Raw genomic sequence first — 15,015 nt, forward strand, 5'->3', positions numbered from 1 at the left:
GGTCAGCGTGCTGCGAGCGCTTCGGTGATCGCCAGGAAGCGTTCGATGTCGTCAGGCCCATGACAGTGCAGCGGCGAGATCCGCACCGCGCCGTCGAGATTGAACGACTTCAGCATCCGGCCCGAATACAGGCTCGACGCAACCCGCTCGTAGACGATCACGCCCCGCTGCTCGTACTCGCGCACGGCCTGCGTCGGTTCGAGATGCTCGAAACCGATGCCGACGATCAGGTCCCGCTTCGTGAGGTCGTCATGGTCCCAGTAGACGTCGACGCCGTCGATCGCCCTGAGCCCGCGGCGGCTGCCGTGACCGTCGAGCAGTGCCGCCAGCAACGCGCGCTCGTGCAGTTCGATCCGGTGCATGCCTTCGACGAACAGCGCGCGGCGATCGTCGGAATCGCTGAAATACCGGCCAATCCACGTCACGTAATCGACGATCGCCGTGACGACCGCAAACTGCGCGGGTGCCGGACTGCCGAGTTCCCAGACGCCCGCCTGCTTCGCGGCAAGCCGGTGATGCGGCAACGCCGCCGCGCGCGGCGACAGCCACGCGATGCCCGAGCCCCGGCAGCCGAAGAACTTGTACGGTGCGAAATTGATGCAATCGACGGGCGTTTCCTGCAGGTCGATGATGCCGTGCGGCGCGTGCTGGACCGCGTCGACGACGATGAACAGGTCCGGCTTCTTCTCGCGTGCCCGCGCGACGATCGCCGCGATGTCGAATTTCGCGCCGGAGATATTCGACGCAGCCATCACGCTGAGCAGCGCGGTATCGGCATCGACGAGCGACACGATCGCGTCGACATCCACGCCGCCGGTCTCCGGATTGCTGGGCGCGACACGCAGCGTCTTTCCGGTTCGCTCCGCGTAATACGTCATCGCATCGTGCGACGACGGATGCTCGAGGATCGTCGTGACCGCGTTCGTCCCTGGCACGTTCTCCATGATCGCGCGCACCATGTCGAACATCGCGCCGGATGCCGTCAGCGATGCATAGACGGTGCCGCCCTGCGCGTTCAGAATCGTGCGGACATCAGCCTCGCCGCGTGACTGGATCCCCTGGAGATCGAGCGCGCGCTGATGGATGCGCTCGGGGCAATCGGGCAGCGCGTCGATCCGCGCGAACGCTTCGACGGCCGCCTTCAGGCGGAACGAGCCGCCTGCGTTGTCGAAGAACAGGCGTTCGCGCCCGTCGATATCGTGATCGACGTGATGGAAACGTGACTTGATCTCCGCCATCAACGCGTCGGGAAAGAATGCGCCTCGGGTGCTGCTCATCTGCAATGCTCCTGTTTGCTTCGGAAGTTTGTCGGTGTGCGTCGTGTATCTGGCGTCACGCATCCAGCGACGCGAGATACGCGCGGCCCTTTTCCGCGTCGTACTGGCGTTCCCATTTCGCGATGACGAGCGGCGCAAGCGCGTTGCCGACCACGTTCAGCGCGGTGCGCCCCATGTCCATCACGCGGTCCACGCCGGCGATGAACGCGAGCCCTTCGAGCGGCAGCCCCGCGCTTGCCAGCGTCGCGAGCAGGATCACGAACATGAAGCCCGGCACACCCGCCGCGCCCTTCGACGTGACGACCATCGTCAGCGTCAGCAGGATCTGCTCCTGCCAGCCGAGGTGCACGCCGTACAGCTGCGCGACGAACAGCGTGCCGATCCCGAGATAGATCGACGCGCCATCGAGGTTGAACGTGTAGCCGGTCGGGACCACGAACGTCGTGATGCTTTTCGGCACGCCGTAGTCTTCCATCTTCTTCATCAACTGCGGCAGCACGGTCGCCGAACTGCAAGTCGAGAATGCGATGATCAGCTCGTCCTTGATCACGCGCAGCAGCGTGACGATGCGAAAACCGAACAGCCGCGCGGTCATGCCGAGCACCACGATCGCAAACAGCAGGATCGCCAGGTAAGTCACGGCCACCAGCTTCAGCAGCGGCAGCAGCGAACCGAAGCCGAAACTCGCGACCGTCACCGCGATCAGTGCGCACACGCCGATCGGTGCATAGCGCATCACCATGTTCGTCACCTTGAACATCGCGTCGGCGATGCCCTTCAGTATCGCGAGTACGGGCTTGCGGTATTCGTCCGGCACCGATTGCAGCCCGAGCCCGAACAGCAGCGAGAAAAAGATCACCGGCAGCAGGTCGCCCTTCGCCATCGACGCGACGATGTTGTCAGGGATCACGCCCAGCACCAGCGCCATCAGCCCGTGATGCGCTTGCACCTGCTGAGTCGCCTGCTGGTAGCGGGAGATGTCGGCGTGCCCGAGCTGCGACAGGTCGGTTCCGACGCCCGGCTGCAGCACGTTGCCGATCACGAGCCCGAGCACGATCGCGATCGTCGTGACCACTTCGAAGTACACGAGCGTCTTCAGGCCGATGCGCCCGAGCGACTTGCCGTCGCCGACGCCCGCGATGCCGATCACCATGCTCGTGAACACGATCGGCACGACGATCATCCGGATCAGCTTGATGAAGATGTCGCCGGCCGGCTGCAGGAATCCCGAGACGGCCGCATCGCGCAATGGCGGAAAGCGGTTCAGCACGAGCCCTGTCGCGATGCCGACGACGAGGCCGATGACGATCTGCCACGCGAGGCCGACGCGCGGCTTGCGCTCGGCGTGCGTGACGGACGGGTTTTCGATGACGGTGTCCATGCTCTCTCCAGACTAGAGGTTCATTCGATCGAATGTTGGGCGACAGGCGGCGCGACATCGACACCATAAGCAACCGAAATAAGCGAAAAAAGCGATTTTTTTGTATGAGAAACTATCGCTTTTATTCATGACAGGGACGACAGGCGATGCTGACGTTCAAGCAGATGGAGGCGCTGTACTGGATCGTGCAGCTCGGCTCGTTCGAAGCAGCGGCAACGCGGCTCAATACGACGCAGTCGGCCATATCGAAACGCATCCAGGAACTCGAGCGTGCGTTCGACCTCACCGTATTCGACCGCGCGCACCGCAGCGCGCGGCTCACCGACAAGGGCGAGGAATTGTTTGGCCATGCGAAGGAGCTGCTCGAACGGCGCGACCAGATCGTGGAGCGGATCAGTTCGAAGGAAGCGCTGGTTCGGCAAGTACGGATCGGCGTAACCGAACTGACCGCGCTGACATGGTTGCCGCGCCTGATCGCGGCGATCCAGGCCGCGTATCCGAAGGTGCGTGTCGAAGCGGAAGTCGAACTGAACGCGACACTGCGCGACCGCCTGGCCGCCGATACGATCGACCTGATCGTGGTACCGCAGATCCACGCCACCGAATCGTTCGCGACGACTTCAGTCGGTGAAGTCGACAACGCGTGGATGTGCGCGGCCGGATTCGCGCCGAAAAGGAGGACGATCACCGCGCTCGCGGACATCGCGCAGTTTCCGCTGATCCTGCAAGGCGGCCTGTCGGGCACGGGCTACCTTTACACGCGCTTCCTGCAGGAACACGGCGTCGGCATGCAGCGGATCCTGACGAGCAACAGCCTGATTGCGCAGATCGGCCTGACACTGTCGGGCCTCGGCGTCAGCTACCTGCCGAAGGCGTGCGTCGCGCACCTGGTCGCGTGCGGGGCGCTCGACATCGTGCGGACGCGTCCCGCGCTGCCGCCTGTCCGCTATGTCGCGCTGCATCGTGCCGAACGTGCGCATTCGCTGAATGCCGAGATCGCACAACTGGCCGCGCAGTCGTGCAATTTCAATACGAACCTGCTGGATCCGGGCGCGCACGGGCAACCGCCATCGCGCAATCGATCAACGTGCAAAGCGCCGTGACCGCTGCAGGCGCGTGCCCACGCCGATCAACCCCACGCCGCCTGCATCTGCCGAACGCTGTCGCGCAGTTCGCGCTCCAGCTCGGCGAACAATTCCGCGGCCGGCAGTGCCCGCGCGAGCGGCGCGGCCTGTCCTGCCCACTGCGCGCCGTACCCGAACTCGCCCTTCGCTTTCGCGGCCGCATGGAGCGCCTTGCCGGCGTCGTACGCGATCGGATAGGCCGGCGTCGCCGGCGCGCGCGGGTCGTTGCCGAGTTCCGTCAGGCGATTCACGATGCTCCGCGCGACCCGCCCCGAAATCGCCGACGTGAACGTCGTGCGGCGTGCCGCGTCGCTGAGCAGCGTGCGACGATAGCCGTCATCGATCGACGTTTCCGCGCATGCGACAAACGCGGTGCCGAGCTGCGCGGCCTGCGCGCCGAGCGCGAGCGCGGCCGCGATCCCCGCACCGTCCATGATGCCGCCCGCCGCAATCACGGGTAGCGCGAGCTCGCTGGCCAGCAGCCGGGTCAGCGCGAACGTGCCGAGGCGGTCGTCGGTCGCGGTCGAATCGAATACACCGCGATGCCCGCCGGCCTCGATGCCTTGCGCGACGATCGCGTCGACGCCCGCCGCGGCCGCTTGCCGCGCTTCGTCGAGGTTCGTCGCACTCGCGAGCAGCGTGATGCCGGCGCGCTTCAACGCGGCGATCACGTCGGCGGACGGCAGCCCGAAATGGAAGCTGACCACGGCCGGCTTTTCGTCGACGAGCATCGCCTGCAGCGCCGGGTCCGCGACGAAGCTCGTGTAGATCTCGGCCAGCGATGCCGGCGGCGTCGCACCATACTTCGCGAATTCCGGCGCGAGCCAGTCGAGCCATGCACGCTCGACCGCCGCATTGGCCGTCGCCGGCTGATGGCAGAACACGTTGATGTTGAAAGGCCGGTCGGTGAGCGCGCGCGTGTCGCGGATCATCTTGCGCGCGCCTTCGGCGTTCGTCGCGCCGACGCCGAGCGAGCCGAGCCCGCCCGCATTCGACACCGCGGCGGCGAGCGCCGGCGTGCTGACGCCCGCCATCGGCGCCTGAATGATCGGCGCGCGGATCCCGAGCTTGCGCAGCAGGGTTCGGTTGTCGGAAGGATTGTCCATGTCGTCTGCTCCTGTTACGAATTCGGTTGTCGTCATCAGCGCGCGCGAGCGCGCATCGTTTCGCCGGCCTGATCGGCTCGGATCGCGACGCATTGCATCGTACCCGCACGCGCCGGTCGGCGGATTTGCATCGTACGTTCATCCCGCATACCGCGAACCGGCTAGCGCCCGCGCGCCCAGTGAACCAGCCCCGCACACGCGGCCAGTAGCGCGCCGGTGACGAAGAACACCGAATGCAGGCCCACGCTCACGCCGATCTGGCCGCCGATCACGGGCCCGATCACTTGCCCGCTGAATTGCGCGGACTGCAGGTAACCGAGCATCTGTCCGGTCGCGCGCTCGTCGACCGACTGCCTGACGAGCTTGCCGATCGACGGCAGCAGCCCCGCGAGCGTCATCCCCATCAGCACGCGCAACGCCGCGAGTTGCCACCAGTGCGTGACGAACGCCTGCGGCAGCATCGCGAGCGCGGTCAGCAGCAGGCAGCCGACGATCACGTTCCAGCTGCCGACGCGATCGGCCAGCGCGCCGAGCCGCGCCGCCGTCAGCATGCTGCCGAGCGCCGAGCAAGCCATCACCACGCCCGCGACGCGCGCAAGGTGATCTGCGCCGACGCCGAGGTCGCCGATGTAGACGGTAATGATCGGTTCGATCGACATGTTCGCGAGCAGCACCATCATCGCGGTCACGAGCAACGCGGCGACCACTGCGAAACGGGTGCGGCGCACGGTGTCCGTCGCCGGGCCGGCTGCATCGCGCCGTGTGTCTATGCCCGGATGGAAGTCTTCCTTCACGACGAAGATCGTCAACAGCGCCGCGACCGCGATCATCGCGCCGCCGGCGAAGAACGTGCCGCGAATGCCGAGCCAGCCGGGCAGCAGCCCACCGACCAGCGGCCCGACGAGATTGCCGGCGAGCGCGCCGGTCGACAGGATGCCGAGCGCCCACCCCGCGCGCTCGCGCGGCGCCTGCGTGCCGACCATCACCGTGGACGCCGACGCATATCCGCCTACGAGGCCGGCCATGAGCCGCAGCGCGACGAGTTCGTAGACGTTGTGCGCGACGCCGATCAGCGACATCACAATCGCCATCCCGATCGCGGCCCGCACGAGCATTGGCTTGCGACCGAAGCGATCGGCGAGGCGCCCCCACAGCGGCGCGGTCACCGCGGTGCCGAGGAACGTCGCGCCGAACGCGACGCCCGACCACTGGATCACGGCCGACGGCGAATCGACGCCGAGCTGCCGCACGTACAGCGGCAGAAATGGCAGCAGCATGCTCAGGCTGACCAGCGTCGTGAACGAACCGAACACGCAGACGGCGAGATTGCGCCGCCAGTATTGCGCGTTGCGCTGCGCGTAGGTCGTGCCCCGCCCCACGTTGAATGCGGGCGGCGCCGGCCGATCCAGGATCGCTTGCTGCATGGTGACCTCCTTCCGCTGAACAGGCGCCGGGGCGGCAGCCGTCACATTGGGACTCAGTCTAGATTGAACCGAGAATGGATAGAATCCACGTCATACGGAAGATATTCTTCCTGAAACCGGTTGAGTGAGCGTCGGTGATCACAGCATGGGCCGCGAGGCCATCCTCGAGCGACCTCGTACGCGCGCACAGCTTGCACTGAAGAAACTCCGTTTCGAAGAAATCGAAGTCGACATCCTGTCCGGACGTCAATTCGATACCGAATATGCTGAATTGAACGCGGAGCACGTGGTACCGACCCTCGTCCATGATGGACATCGCGTTTTCCAGTCGTTGGCGATCATGGAGTATCTCGATGACATCCATCCGGAGCCTCGACTGCTGCCGGCAGATGCAAAGGAACGCGCGTATGCGCGGTCGCTTGCGCTCGTTTCGGTCGCCGATTCGCATCCGCTGGTCATACCGCGCGTTCGCAAGCATCTCGGGACGGCATTCGGCGCCGATGCGCCAGCCGTCGAGTCATGGTGCAGGCATTGGGCGACAGAAGGATTGGCAGCCTACGAGCGGCATCTCACCCGACGCCCGGCCGCGCCTTTTGCGCTAGGGGACGCGCCGACGATCGCCGATATCTGCATCGCCGGCCAGATCATCATCGCCGATCTCTACAAACTCGACGTTACGCCGTTTCCCAACGTGACGGCTTTGACGAAGCGCTGCTTTGAACTCCCGGCGTTCGCCGACGCACATCCGTTCCGGCAACCGGGCTATCCGTCCTGAAGTGAACCCGCGTCGCGCGAGATCAGTTCCAGCGCGGGGCCCTGTCTCCTCCCTGTGGGGAGACAGGGTTGCTTGCTGTTCCGTCGACACGTGTCGGGACGCTGCCGAATGAGGGCGATGCCCATTTCATCGAGGCCAGCGCTTGCTCTGTTTCCTGGGAATCGTTGGTGTCACTCGGCTGGAAAGGCTGTCTCCGTGGCGCCATTCAATGGTCACGGCGCTAGCTGCTGTTTTTTTTATATCCCGGCATCGGTTTGCTGCAGGCATTAGGGAGCAATCCGCCTTAGTAATTTTGCAATCCGAAGTTTGATAGCGAGGACCGGTGATCGTCCGCTTCCGGTCCGAGAGGTGCCGCCGACCATGACTCAGACGGCAGTGATCTTCGCCAGTGTACCTAGGCGCTCAATCGCGGCCTCCAGTTCGTTGGTCCAGCGATAGCCCGCATTCACCCGCAAGCAATCGTCATACGCACCGTCCTGACCAAACAGGTGCCCTGGCGCGAAACCGATTCCCTCCGCACGTGCCCGTTCGAACAGCGGACGCGTGCTGACGGAGTCGCCATCCGATCTCGCAGGTAGCTTGACCCAGAGGACAAATCCACCAGCCGGGCTGCTCACTGTCGTCCCGTCCGGAAAGTGGCGCAGCATCGCATCACGCAGGCTCCTTTGCTGGTGCTTGACGGCCGTCTTGAGTCGCCTGAGGTGTAATGCGTAGCCGCCGCTTGCGAGCATTTCCCCAACCGCAGCCTGTTGCAGCTCAGCAGTGGCCATGCTGGTCGTGTACTTCAGCGCTTTCACTCGTTCGGCGAAACGCCCGGCCGCAATCCAGCCCAATCTCAGTCCAGGACATAGGCTTTTCGAGAATCCCCCACAAAGAAGGACATTGCCATTGGTATCGAAAGCCCGTACCGGGCGTGGTCGCGTGTCCCCAAAGCAGATGTCCCCGAAGACGTCATCTTCGATCAGCGGGATGTTCCGTCCCCTGAGTAGTTCGACAAGCGCACACTTTGCAGAGTCGGATGCAACACTACCAATCGGGTTGTTGGCGTTGGCTATGGTGACAACCGCTTTGACAGGCGCCTGGTCAAGCGCACTTTTCAGCACGTCGAGGTCCATGCCCGTATCAGGCCGACAGGGTACCGGCAGCGCCGTCAACTCCAGCGCGCGCAACATCTGCAACAGCCCGAAATACGTCGGCGATTCGACGGCCACCACGTCGCCGGGACGCGTGACGGCCCGGAGTGCCAGATTCAGCGCCTCGACGCATCCATTGGTCACCACCAGTTCTTCCGGGTCGAGTTCGCAGGGATAGTGCATCGCCTGACGAACGATCTCACGCCGGAGATCTGGGTGACCGGTTCCCCTGACATGCGCACCGACAAGGTGCATCTGCTGGTAGGCGAAACGCCGTAGCAGGACGCTGAACCGGTCGACGGGATAAAGAGACGGTTCACCGGCCGCGAGGTCAAGCTGGACGGCACATGGCGAACCGACCATCGCGAGATGGTCCCGCGCCTGCGCATCTAGTTCCGGCGAGGCATTCGGCCATCTCGCGATGGTCGGGCTCCCCCGTTCCGTCGGTGCGACCACGAAGTAACCCGAACGCGGGCGCGCCCGGATATTCCCTTGCGTCTCCAGCCAACGCAACGCCTGCAACGCTGTTGTCAGACTCACGCCATGCTGCGCCGCCAGTGTACGTACAGACGGCAGGCGGCTCCCATCCTTGAGACCGGCCTGTACGATCCCGTCCCACAACCGATTTGCGAGTTGCCTGTATCGCGGTATCGCTGACTTCATACGCGCCATATTCGTTATCCGTTTTCTCGAATCTGTTATGTAACAGATTCGTTACTGTTGTGTATAGGCTCGCAATGGACCGCATGCCACCATCATGGCCATGCTTTCGCGAAGACATTACGAGCAGAGCGGCCAGATCCCTTTGCGATACCGTTGCCCGACCGAGTCCGACCTGCGGGTCGCAACGGCACGGAAGTCCGGTTGTCCCGCGCATAGCCAACTACTTTCAGTAAAAACGACTGATTAACAGTGGGATCGCATAATGGATGCAGAGAACTTTACGTTGCAGCACTATTTCGACCGGATAGGCTTTGAACAACCTGCGGCGGCGGATATCGCCACCGTCGCCGAAATGATGAGGCGGCAGCTCTTTACCGTTCCGTTCGAGAATCTGGACGTGCAGGAAAAGCGAGGAGTTTCCCTTGTTCCCGAGGAGATCGTCGAAAAAATCCTCCATCGCAAACGAGGTGGATATTGCTATGAGGTGAATGGGATATTCGCAATGGCCCTGCAGGCGCTTGGCGTTTCATACCAATTCGTCGCTGCAAGACCGATGTTCTACCCGGTCAAGAGACCCAAAACACACATGGCGCTTGTACTGAACATGAACGGCGAACGATGGCTGTGTGATCTTGGCTTCGGAAGTTACGGAATCAGGGCTCCGATGCGACTCGATGAGATTGACATCGAGGTCAAACAGGATGCCGACACGTTCATGCTGAGCATGACGAGCGACCGCGAGTATCTATTGAAGGCGCTTGTCGACGGGCAATGGGCGAATCAATACGCGTTCGATCTTTCTCCGCAGGAGTGGATAGACTTCGCTCCTGCCAACTATCTGAACTCGACGCACCCGGACGCGGTTTTTGTGCAAAAAATGCTCGTCGTCCTGCACAACGAAGCCGGTCGAAAAATCCTGTTTGGTGACACACTAAAAGCTGTCGTGAACGGGCAAACGGAGCAGTACACGATCTCGCCTGACGACCGTGGGGCTATCCTGTTCCGCGAGTTTGGCCTTACCACCACGCACAATTGAAGCCGATGCTTTCGTAGCCGCAATCGATGGCGCGAGTGTCCGTCGTGCGTCTCCTTCGGGCGGCACGACCGGACCCTCAAGGTTAGGTAGCGAGTGATCGGTTGTGGCCAGCAAGCGACCGCTCGCCGGCCGTCACGTCATCAAACTTCAGTCTGCTGCTCTGTCATCTCAGAAAACGGAAAATAGAACACGCTAAGGTGTAGCCGAGCTTGCCTGACTCGTATCGCCCTGTCGTTACGCGATCAGCGGGTATGAAAATTCCCTTTTCGTGCATGGCAGGCGCAGACCAGTTCAGACAGCACGGCTTGCCGCCTGTTCCAGACTAGCCCGCGCGATTACACGGTGGAACGGTGTGATTACCGCGAGGTACGTCCGCCCCAGCAAGTTATGGCAATGCACCACGGTCACCACGACGAGCTCCCTGCCGCGTGCCGCGCCCGCACGCTGCTGGATCGCGAGCCGGAAGTCGAGATGCCGATCGTCCTCGCCCATCACCAGTTCCCCCGCACTCTTCGACAGCAGTGGAAAGAAACCGATCACCGGCCCCCGCGCCGCCGCAGCAATACCGACCGCACGAGACGATTTGACGCTGACTGTCGCCATAATTGTGTCCCGCACCCGCATCAGCGCACGAATCCACCACGCCTGCCGCTCGAATCCAGCGCGCGCCAACACTTCCAGATCGTCGCTGGCCCCCGCCGGCAACTGAACCGCATACGCATCCAGCAGGTCCGCGCTCTTATAAAGCGGCGCTAGGATGCTGTCGGATGGCACGGGTATCGCATGAGCTTTATGGGCATTGATCATCAACCAATCTCTCCATAGTTTGGGTTTAGCGCGATGAGTTTGTCCTCATCCTCGACACAAACCAGAATAAGCAATCATTGTCTCGAAAAGGGCCGCCGGATCGCTATTCAGGCGCTCTCTGGATGTGAGTATCGACATCATCCTATCGCGTTCGATGACTATATGGCCGAGTGGTTCGACACCGTATGTGTCCGCGCGCTCGCCTGTATCCTCGAACTCGACCTGAAAAGATAAAATCTTCCACCACCCGAACAACGGGTGGGCTTCGATGTCGGACATAGCCATCTCACCACTCCTTGGTTTCGCCAACCTACAAGTCAGACACGGGCGATTAGCTTCACGCCATCAGGCCGCAATTCACCTTTTGGGGAAATGTGCCGATACAAGGTCTGCCGTGTGATGCCGAGTTCTTGGCACAGGTCGCGCCGATTGATACGCTGGAGAAGCGGCAAAAAGACAGGCCCGAATTGTCTAAAAATCAGGTTAGGAAATTAAGCAATCAGCCGGGTTTTGACACCTTATCGATTTCGTCTCTTGCTCCATGCGCTGCCGGATACTGAACTCTATCAGGTCCTCGTAGATCTCCCGCTGCCCGGAGGGCAGTAATGGCGATGTCTTTCAAAGCAATCTCCATGAGAATTGGCACGGCACCATACGCGTGAGTCACAATGTGCTAGGGTATTCAGCATATCAATTCATGCCGTACCATACACAGCCTGTATGGAAGACACCGATGAGCAAACTGACGCGACACGACTGGATTGCAGCGGCGTTCGATACCCTCGACGGGGTAGGGTATGGGGGAATCGGCGCGCATGATCGCCTACGCGGCCGATGGTCGCAGTGTGGGCGACACGCTGACGCGCTATCTACATATCGCAGCGAATAAACGGCCCGGCCGCGAAGTGGCTATCCGCGCATGGGCTTTGCACGATCCGCTGGTTGCGGAATTCCAGCAGCGCGTCGATGCATCGCGTCTGGCATTTGCGATCAAGACGTCCCGTCGGCTGGTTGGCACGCCGGGCGAAGCCGAGATCATGGGCCTAGCCGCACTCCTACGCCTGATTGGCGGCCAGCAGGCCGGACTGCGATCTGGCCACACCTTCACCTAAAGAATCTCTACTTCGATAAATATCACTTCATGGCCAGTCGCGTTGACGACGTTGTGCTCGACTCCCTTCAACCCCGCGTAGCTTTTCCCGGCGTGCAGTTGCGACTCCCGGTTGCCTTGCGTGGCCTCGAGGAGAAGCGACCGTCCGTTCTGGAGGTGATCTGCCAAGTTGTCACTTGGACGCTGCACTTGCTCTTCATCCGGAAGGGCATTGAGACGGTGCGCAAATTCCAGGACTGGGCCGGTCCGACGGCTTCTCGTTCAGCAACGGCATTCCGATGATTGGGTGCTCGACAAAACCAAGGAGGCCAGTGTCAGACGACGAGCGGGACCCGTTCTGGGCACTCATGACCGTTGGCTCGACCCGGACCACTTACTGTGGCGATCGGCGGCGGTCTATACCTGATCATGGCGACTCCGCGGCCGCGTAACGCGACCTCGCCAGCCCGCGCTTGAGGGTTTCGTTAGCGTCAGGCACGGCAACAATGCCGATGGTTGACCGTCGGCGGACATGCTAGGATTTCTTTCAAACAACTCCGGAGACTGCTATGCCGTTCATCTGCGAAAACGTTGAATGTCGTGCCGTGCTGGCGCGCGGGCAGGTCAGATCCATGCAGGAGGACGACGGGTGGTGCTTCTACTGCCCGGACTGCAAAGTCAGGAACGAGTTGAAAGATATCGGCGTAGCTGGCGGTCCTGTCGAGTTGGTTCAGCCAGAAGGATCCGACCTTCCGCACAAGGTAATAGCGACTGCTCGACCATTGGAGGACGGCAGATTCGCGGCGCAATTGCGCGTTCAGAGGGCACTCGGTGTGAAAGGAACGTACGCGGCCGAAGAGCGCTGGGAGCAGCTCGGTGTATTCCTCGACGCGCAAGAGGCTGTAGAGCATGCGAAGTCTTTCGCAACAGACTTGCTGGAACGAACGGCCTAGTCGCGAGTGGCACGCTGGATTACGCCATACCTGGCAATGCGCGGATCGATGCGGAAGGCCCACGACCGTAGATCCGCGCGACGACCTGATGCTGCACGGCGTGCACGCCGTGCAGAAAGCGATTCGGCTTTCGGTGCGCTCAATAAGCGGTATAGACGGATACCGCAACTCTCCGAATATCCCACCAAACAAGTTGTGACTGGCTTGAGTTCAACCAACCTTAACTCACTCAGCACCACTGGCAGTGAGCTGGACAAATAGTCTGGCTGCTTCGTTGCCATGAGACAAAGCGCGCAGTGCAAGGGAGAGCGCTACCTGTGCGTCATGGGAGGCCGCACTACGATCCTGATCGAAGAGCTTGACGGCGTGGCGCATATGCTGCGCGGCCTGCGTGTGAAGCTCCACGGCCGCCGCATGATGTTTTGCCACGTCCGCGGCACTTAAGCCTGAGCCGGTCGATGGAGGCGTTACTGATGGCGTATTGGCGCTGTGCGCGCCAGCGTCGTGTGCCTGATCGATCGCATGCAACGTGTGGCCATGGGCCAGCATCGCCTGATGTGCGGCGTGGGCAAAGTCTTGACCGTCCTCGAAATGGCGCGACGCCTCGCGGTGATGTCGCGCGGCCTGCTCGTGGTGTGACGCCGCGGCTTCGAGATGACCTTTCTTGCTGTGCTTCGGGGTCATGCCGGCTCCTGTGCAACTTCAGGACTGACTCGGATGGCGACCGATTCGAAGACACAGTGGCGGGTCGCAACAAGATACTAATCTACACGCACTTGCGCCTTCTGTGTAACCAGCACCGTCTGTTTTCTTCGTCTGCTATATCCGTCTCTCAGCTGGTGCATTCGGCGCGCAGACGACCGAAACGTCCGTGAGCTGATCGAGCGTGGCGCAGCCGAGCTGAGCTAGCCCGTTGTCGATCTCATTGCGCAAGATTTCGAGCGCGCGCAATGCGCCCCGCTCGGCGGCCGCCGCAACACCATAGAGCGTCGCGCGGCCGAGCAGTACCCCCTGCGCACCCAGACGCCGTGCCTTGATCACGTCCAGCCCGCGCCTAATACCGGAATCGATCAGGATCGCTGCCCGTCCGCCGATCGCATCCGCAACCGCCGGCAGTGCGGCGAGGCTCGGAATCGCACAATCGAGCTGACGCCCGCCGTGGCTCGTCACGACGATCGCATCCGCGCCGCAGCGCACAGCGTGATTCGCATCCTCGGTATCGAGTATCCCTTTCACGATCAGCGTGCCGTCCCAATGCTCGCGCAGCCATTCGACATCGCGCCACGTCAGTGCCGTGTCCATCTGACGTTCGATCCAGTCGGCCGCTTCCAGCGCCGTCGCGCGTTTGCCGATGAACTCGTCGAGATTCTCGAAGCGAGGCAGGCCGGGTAGATAGACGTTCGCGAGCCAACGCCCGTGCATCGCGGCGTCGAACATGCTGCGCCAGTTCGGCCGCTTGAAGCCCCGGTAGTTGCGCGCTTCCCAGTTGCGGTTGCCATAGACGACTGCGTCGGTCGTCAACACGGCCGTGGTAATGCCCGTGTCCCGCGCTCGTTGTAGCAATTCGAGCGTGCAGCGGCGATCGCGGAATAGATAGAGTTGTAGCCAGCGGCGCGACTCCGGCCAGTTCCGCGTCGCGTCTGCGATGCGTTCGATGCTCGCGCACGCGAGCGTCGCAATACAGAACGGTACCCCACTCTGCGCGGCCGCTCTCGCGAGCGCGATGTCCGCATCGCGCCACAGCATTCCGTTGAAGCCGGTTGGTCCAATGGCCATCGGGGCGGACGCGATGTCGCCGGCGAGACGGGTCTGCATCGATCGTTGCGATACGTCGCGCAGCGTACGCGGCACAAGCTGAACGCCGTCGAAGGCGGCCCGGTTTGCGCGAACGCCCAGTTCGTCTTCGACACCGCATTCGAGATATTCGAGCGCGAAATGCGGAAGGCGTCGGCGCGCCATCGCCTGAAGGTCGGCGATCGCGACCGCGCGCCGCGAATCCCTGCCGCTGTAGAGCTTACGTTTCATACCTGTCGAATATAGTTGCTTAGTGTGCGTGTTTTCGGCGGTGGACGGTCCATGCTAGTCGCGCAGAAACGTCACAACAATCGATCTTTCCTCATGGGCTCCATGACCTGCCGTCATGTGTCGTCAGCCCTGGCTCTCCGGCAGCGGGCCATACGCTGCAGTACCATCGGCGCGGCGGGACTGTGCCGATGCAAGGGTAACGCGCGTCGTCGGAGCCGTCT

Annotated in this window: 14 protein-coding genes and 2 pseudogenes; 5 read left to right on the top strand and 11 right to left on the bottom strand. The window is 62.3% G+C overall.

What is annotated here, in order from left to right; translation table 11 throughout:
• Nucleotides 1-2: 2 nt before the first annotated feature.
• Together G3N94_RS06970 and gltP are read right to left on the bottom strand one after the other, a co-directional pair.
• Entirely contained in the window at nt 3-1,277 is a 1,275-nt protein-coding gene (locus G3N94_RS06970) for an aminotransferase class V-fold PLP-dependent enzyme (RefSeq protein WP_205791446.1), read from the bottom strand.
• 55 nt (nt 1,278-1,332) lie between these two features.
• Nucleotides 1,333-2,658 (bottom strand): glutamate/aspartate:proton symporter GltP, encoded by a 1,326-nt coding sequence (gltP, locus tag G3N94_RS06975; protein WP_205791447.1) that lies wholly within the window; start codon nt 2,656-2,658, stop codon nt 1,333-1,335.
• A gap of 146 nt (nt 2,659-2,804) precedes the next feature.
• Here gltP and G3N94_RS06980 point away from each other — a divergent pair, with 146 nt between their 5' ends.
• Nucleotides 2,805-3,761: a LysR family transcriptional regulator gene (locus tag G3N94_RS06980; RefSeq protein ID WP_205791448.1), complete on the top strand. Its 957-nt coding sequence runs from the start codon at nt 2,805-2,807 to the stop codon at nt 3,759-3,761.
• Nucleotides 3,762-3,787: 26 nt separating this feature from the next.
• Here G3N94_RS06980 and G3N94_RS06985 read toward each other — a convergent pair whose 3' ends face one another.
• Together G3N94_RS06985 and G3N94_RS06990 are read right to left on the bottom strand one after the other, a co-directional pair.
• Nucleotides 3,788-4,888, bottom strand: coding sequence for a nitronate monooxygenase (locus G3N94_RS06985; protein ID WP_205791449.1), 1,101 nt, complete (start codon nt 4,886-4,888; stop codon nt 3,788-3,790).
• A 161-nt stretch (nt 4,889-5,049) separates the two neighbouring features.
• Nucleotides 5,050-6,312: an MFS transporter gene (locus tag G3N94_RS06990; RefSeq protein WP_205791450.1), complete on the bottom strand. Its 1,263-nt coding sequence runs from the start codon at nt 6,310-6,312 to the stop codon at nt 5,050-5,052.
• 124 nt (nt 6,313-6,436) lie between these two features.
• On the opposite strand from G3N94_RS06990, the gene maiA reads away from it, so the two are divergent.
• Nucleotides 6,437-7,087 carry a maleylacetoacetate isomerase gene (gene maiA, locus G3N94_RS06995; protein WP_205791451.1) on the top strand — a complete coding sequence of 217 codons (651 nt, stop codon included), beginning with the start codon at nt 6,437-6,439 and terminating at the stop codon, nt 7,085-7,087.
• Nucleotides 7,088-7,452: 365 nt separating this feature from the next.
• On the opposite strand, the gene G3N94_RS07000 is transcribed toward maiA, so the two are convergent.
• On the bottom strand, nt 7,453-8,892 hold the full coding sequence (locus G3N94_RS07000; protein ID WP_346778661.1) for a PLP-dependent aminotransferase family protein: 1,440 nt from the start codon (nt 8,890-8,892) through the stop codon (nt 7,453-7,455).
• 253 nt (nt 8,893-9,145) lie between these two features.
• Between G3N94_RS07000 and G3N94_RS07005 the strand changes: the two genes are divergently transcribed.
• Complete coding sequence (locus tag G3N94_RS07005; protein WP_205791454.1) at nt 9,146-9,919, top strand: arylamine N-acetyltransferase; 774 nt, start codon at nt 9,146-9,148, stop codon at nt 9,917-9,919.
• A gap of 234 nt (nt 9,920-10,153) precedes the next feature.
• Here G3N94_RS07005 and G3N94_RS07010 read toward each other — a convergent pair.
• From G3N94_RS07010 to G3N94_RS42245, 4 genes and pseudogenes are all read right to left on the bottom strand, one after another.
• A pseudogene (locus G3N94_RS07010) lies at nt 10,154-10,233 on the bottom strand (MerR family transcriptional regulator); the annotation flags it as partial.
• On the bottom strand, nt 10,211-10,726 hold the full coding sequence (locus tag G3N94_RS07015) for a DUF2867 domain-containing protein (protein WP_205791555.1): 516 nt from the start codon (nt 10,724-10,726) through the stop codon (nt 10,211-10,213). The gene G3N94_RS07015 and the pseudogene G3N94_RS07010, both read right to left, overlap by 23 nt.
• 45 nt (nt 10,727-10,771) lie before the next feature.
• Nucleotides 10,772-11,011 (bottom strand): lipocalin-like domain-containing protein, encoded by a 240-nt coding sequence (locus G3N94_RS07020; RefSeq protein ID WP_205791456.1) that lies wholly within the window; start codon nt 11,009-11,011, stop codon nt 10,772-10,774.
• Between the two features lie 32 nt (nt 11,012-11,043).
• A pseudogene (locus G3N94_RS42245) lies at nt 11,044-11,148 on the bottom strand (recombinase family protein); the annotation flags it as partial.
• Between the two features lie 393 nt (nt 11,149-11,541).
• On the opposite strand from G3N94_RS42245, the gene G3N94_RS07025 reads away from it, so the two are divergent.
• Together G3N94_RS07025 and G3N94_RS07030 are read left to right on the top strand one after the other, a co-directional pair.
• Nucleotides 11,542-11,838, top strand: coding sequence for a hypothetical protein (locus G3N94_RS07025; RefSeq protein WP_241021650.1), 297 nt, complete (start codon nt 11,542-11,544; stop codon nt 11,836-11,838).
• Between the two features lie 547 nt (nt 11,839-12,385).
• Complete coding sequence (locus G3N94_RS07030) at nt 12,386-12,769, top strand: hypothetical protein (protein ID WP_205791458.1); 384 nt, start codon at nt 12,386-12,388, stop codon at nt 12,767-12,769.
• 225 nt (nt 12,770-12,994) lie between these two features.
• Here G3N94_RS07030 and G3N94_RS07035 read toward each other — a convergent pair whose 3' ends face one another.
• Entirely contained in the window at nt 12,995-13,453 is a 459-nt protein-coding gene (locus G3N94_RS07035; RefSeq protein WP_205791460.1) for a hypothetical protein, read from the bottom strand.
• 135 nt (nt 13,454-13,588) lie between these two features.
• The gene (locus G3N94_RS07040) at nt 13,589-14,794 is read right to left on the bottom strand and encodes an alpha-hydroxy acid oxidase (protein WP_205791462.1); all 1,206 of its coding nucleotides are present in this window, start codon (nt 14,792-14,794) and stop codon (nt 13,589-13,591) included.
• Nucleotides 14,795-15,015: the final 221 nt, after the last annotated feature.

It is taken from the genome of Burkholderia sp. Ac-20353, assembly GCF_017104785.1.
In the GTDB taxonomy this organism is placed as follows: domain Bacteria; phylum Pseudomonadota; class Gammaproteobacteria; order Burkholderiales; family Burkholderiaceae; genus Burkholderia.

Coding starts and splice junctions, on each gene's coding strand:
- G3N94_RS07035 (WP_205791460.1), bottom strand. CDS start 13,453: ATGACCCCGAAGCACAGCAAGAAAGGTCATCTCGAAGCCGCGGCGTCA.
- G3N94_RS06980 (WP_205791448.1), top strand. CDS start 2,805: ATGCTGACGTTCAAGCAGATGGAGGCGCTGTACTGGATCGTGCAGCTC.
- G3N94_RS06985 (WP_205791449.1), bottom strand. CDS start 4,888: ATGGACAATCCTTCCGACAACCGAACCCTGCTGCGCAAGCTCGGGATC.
- G3N94_RS06990 (WP_205791450.1), bottom strand. CDS start 6,312: ATGCAGCAAGCGATCCTGGATCGGCCGGCGCCGCCCGCATTCAACGTG.
- G3N94_RS07015 (WP_205791555.1), bottom strand. CDS start 10,726: ATGATCAATGCCCATAAAGCTCATGCGATACCCGTGCCATCCGACAGC.
- G3N94_RS07040 (WP_205791462.1), bottom strand. CDS start 14,794: ATGAAACGTAAGCTCTACAGCGGCAGGGATTCGCGGCGCGCGGTCGCG.
- G3N94_RS07030 (WP_205791458.1), top strand. CDS start 12,386: ATGCCGTTCATCTGCGAAAACGTTGAATGTCGTGCCGTGCTGGCGCGC.
- gltP (WP_205791447.1), bottom strand. CDS start 2,658: ATGGACACCGTCATCGAAAACCCGTCCGTCACGCACGCCGAGCGCAAG.
- G3N94_RS07005 (WP_205791454.1), top strand. CDS start 9,146: ATGGATGCAGAGAACTTTACGTTGCAGCACTATTTCGACCGGATAGGC.
- G3N94_RS07000 (WP_346778661.1), bottom strand. CDS start 8,892: ATGGCGCGTATGAAGTCAGCGATACCGCGATACAGGCAACTCGCAAAT.
- G3N94_RS07020 (WP_205791456.1), bottom strand. CDS start 11,011: ATGGCTATGTCCGACATCGAAGCCCACCCGTTGTTCGGGTGGTGGAAG.
- G3N94_RS06970 (WP_205791446.1), bottom strand. CDS start 1,277: ATGAGCAGCACCCGAGGCGCATTCTTTCCCGACGCGTTGATGGCGGAG.
- G3N94_RS07025 (WP_241021650.1), top strand. CDS start 11,542: ATGATCGCCTACGCGGCCGATGGTCGCAGTGTGGGCGACACGCTGACG.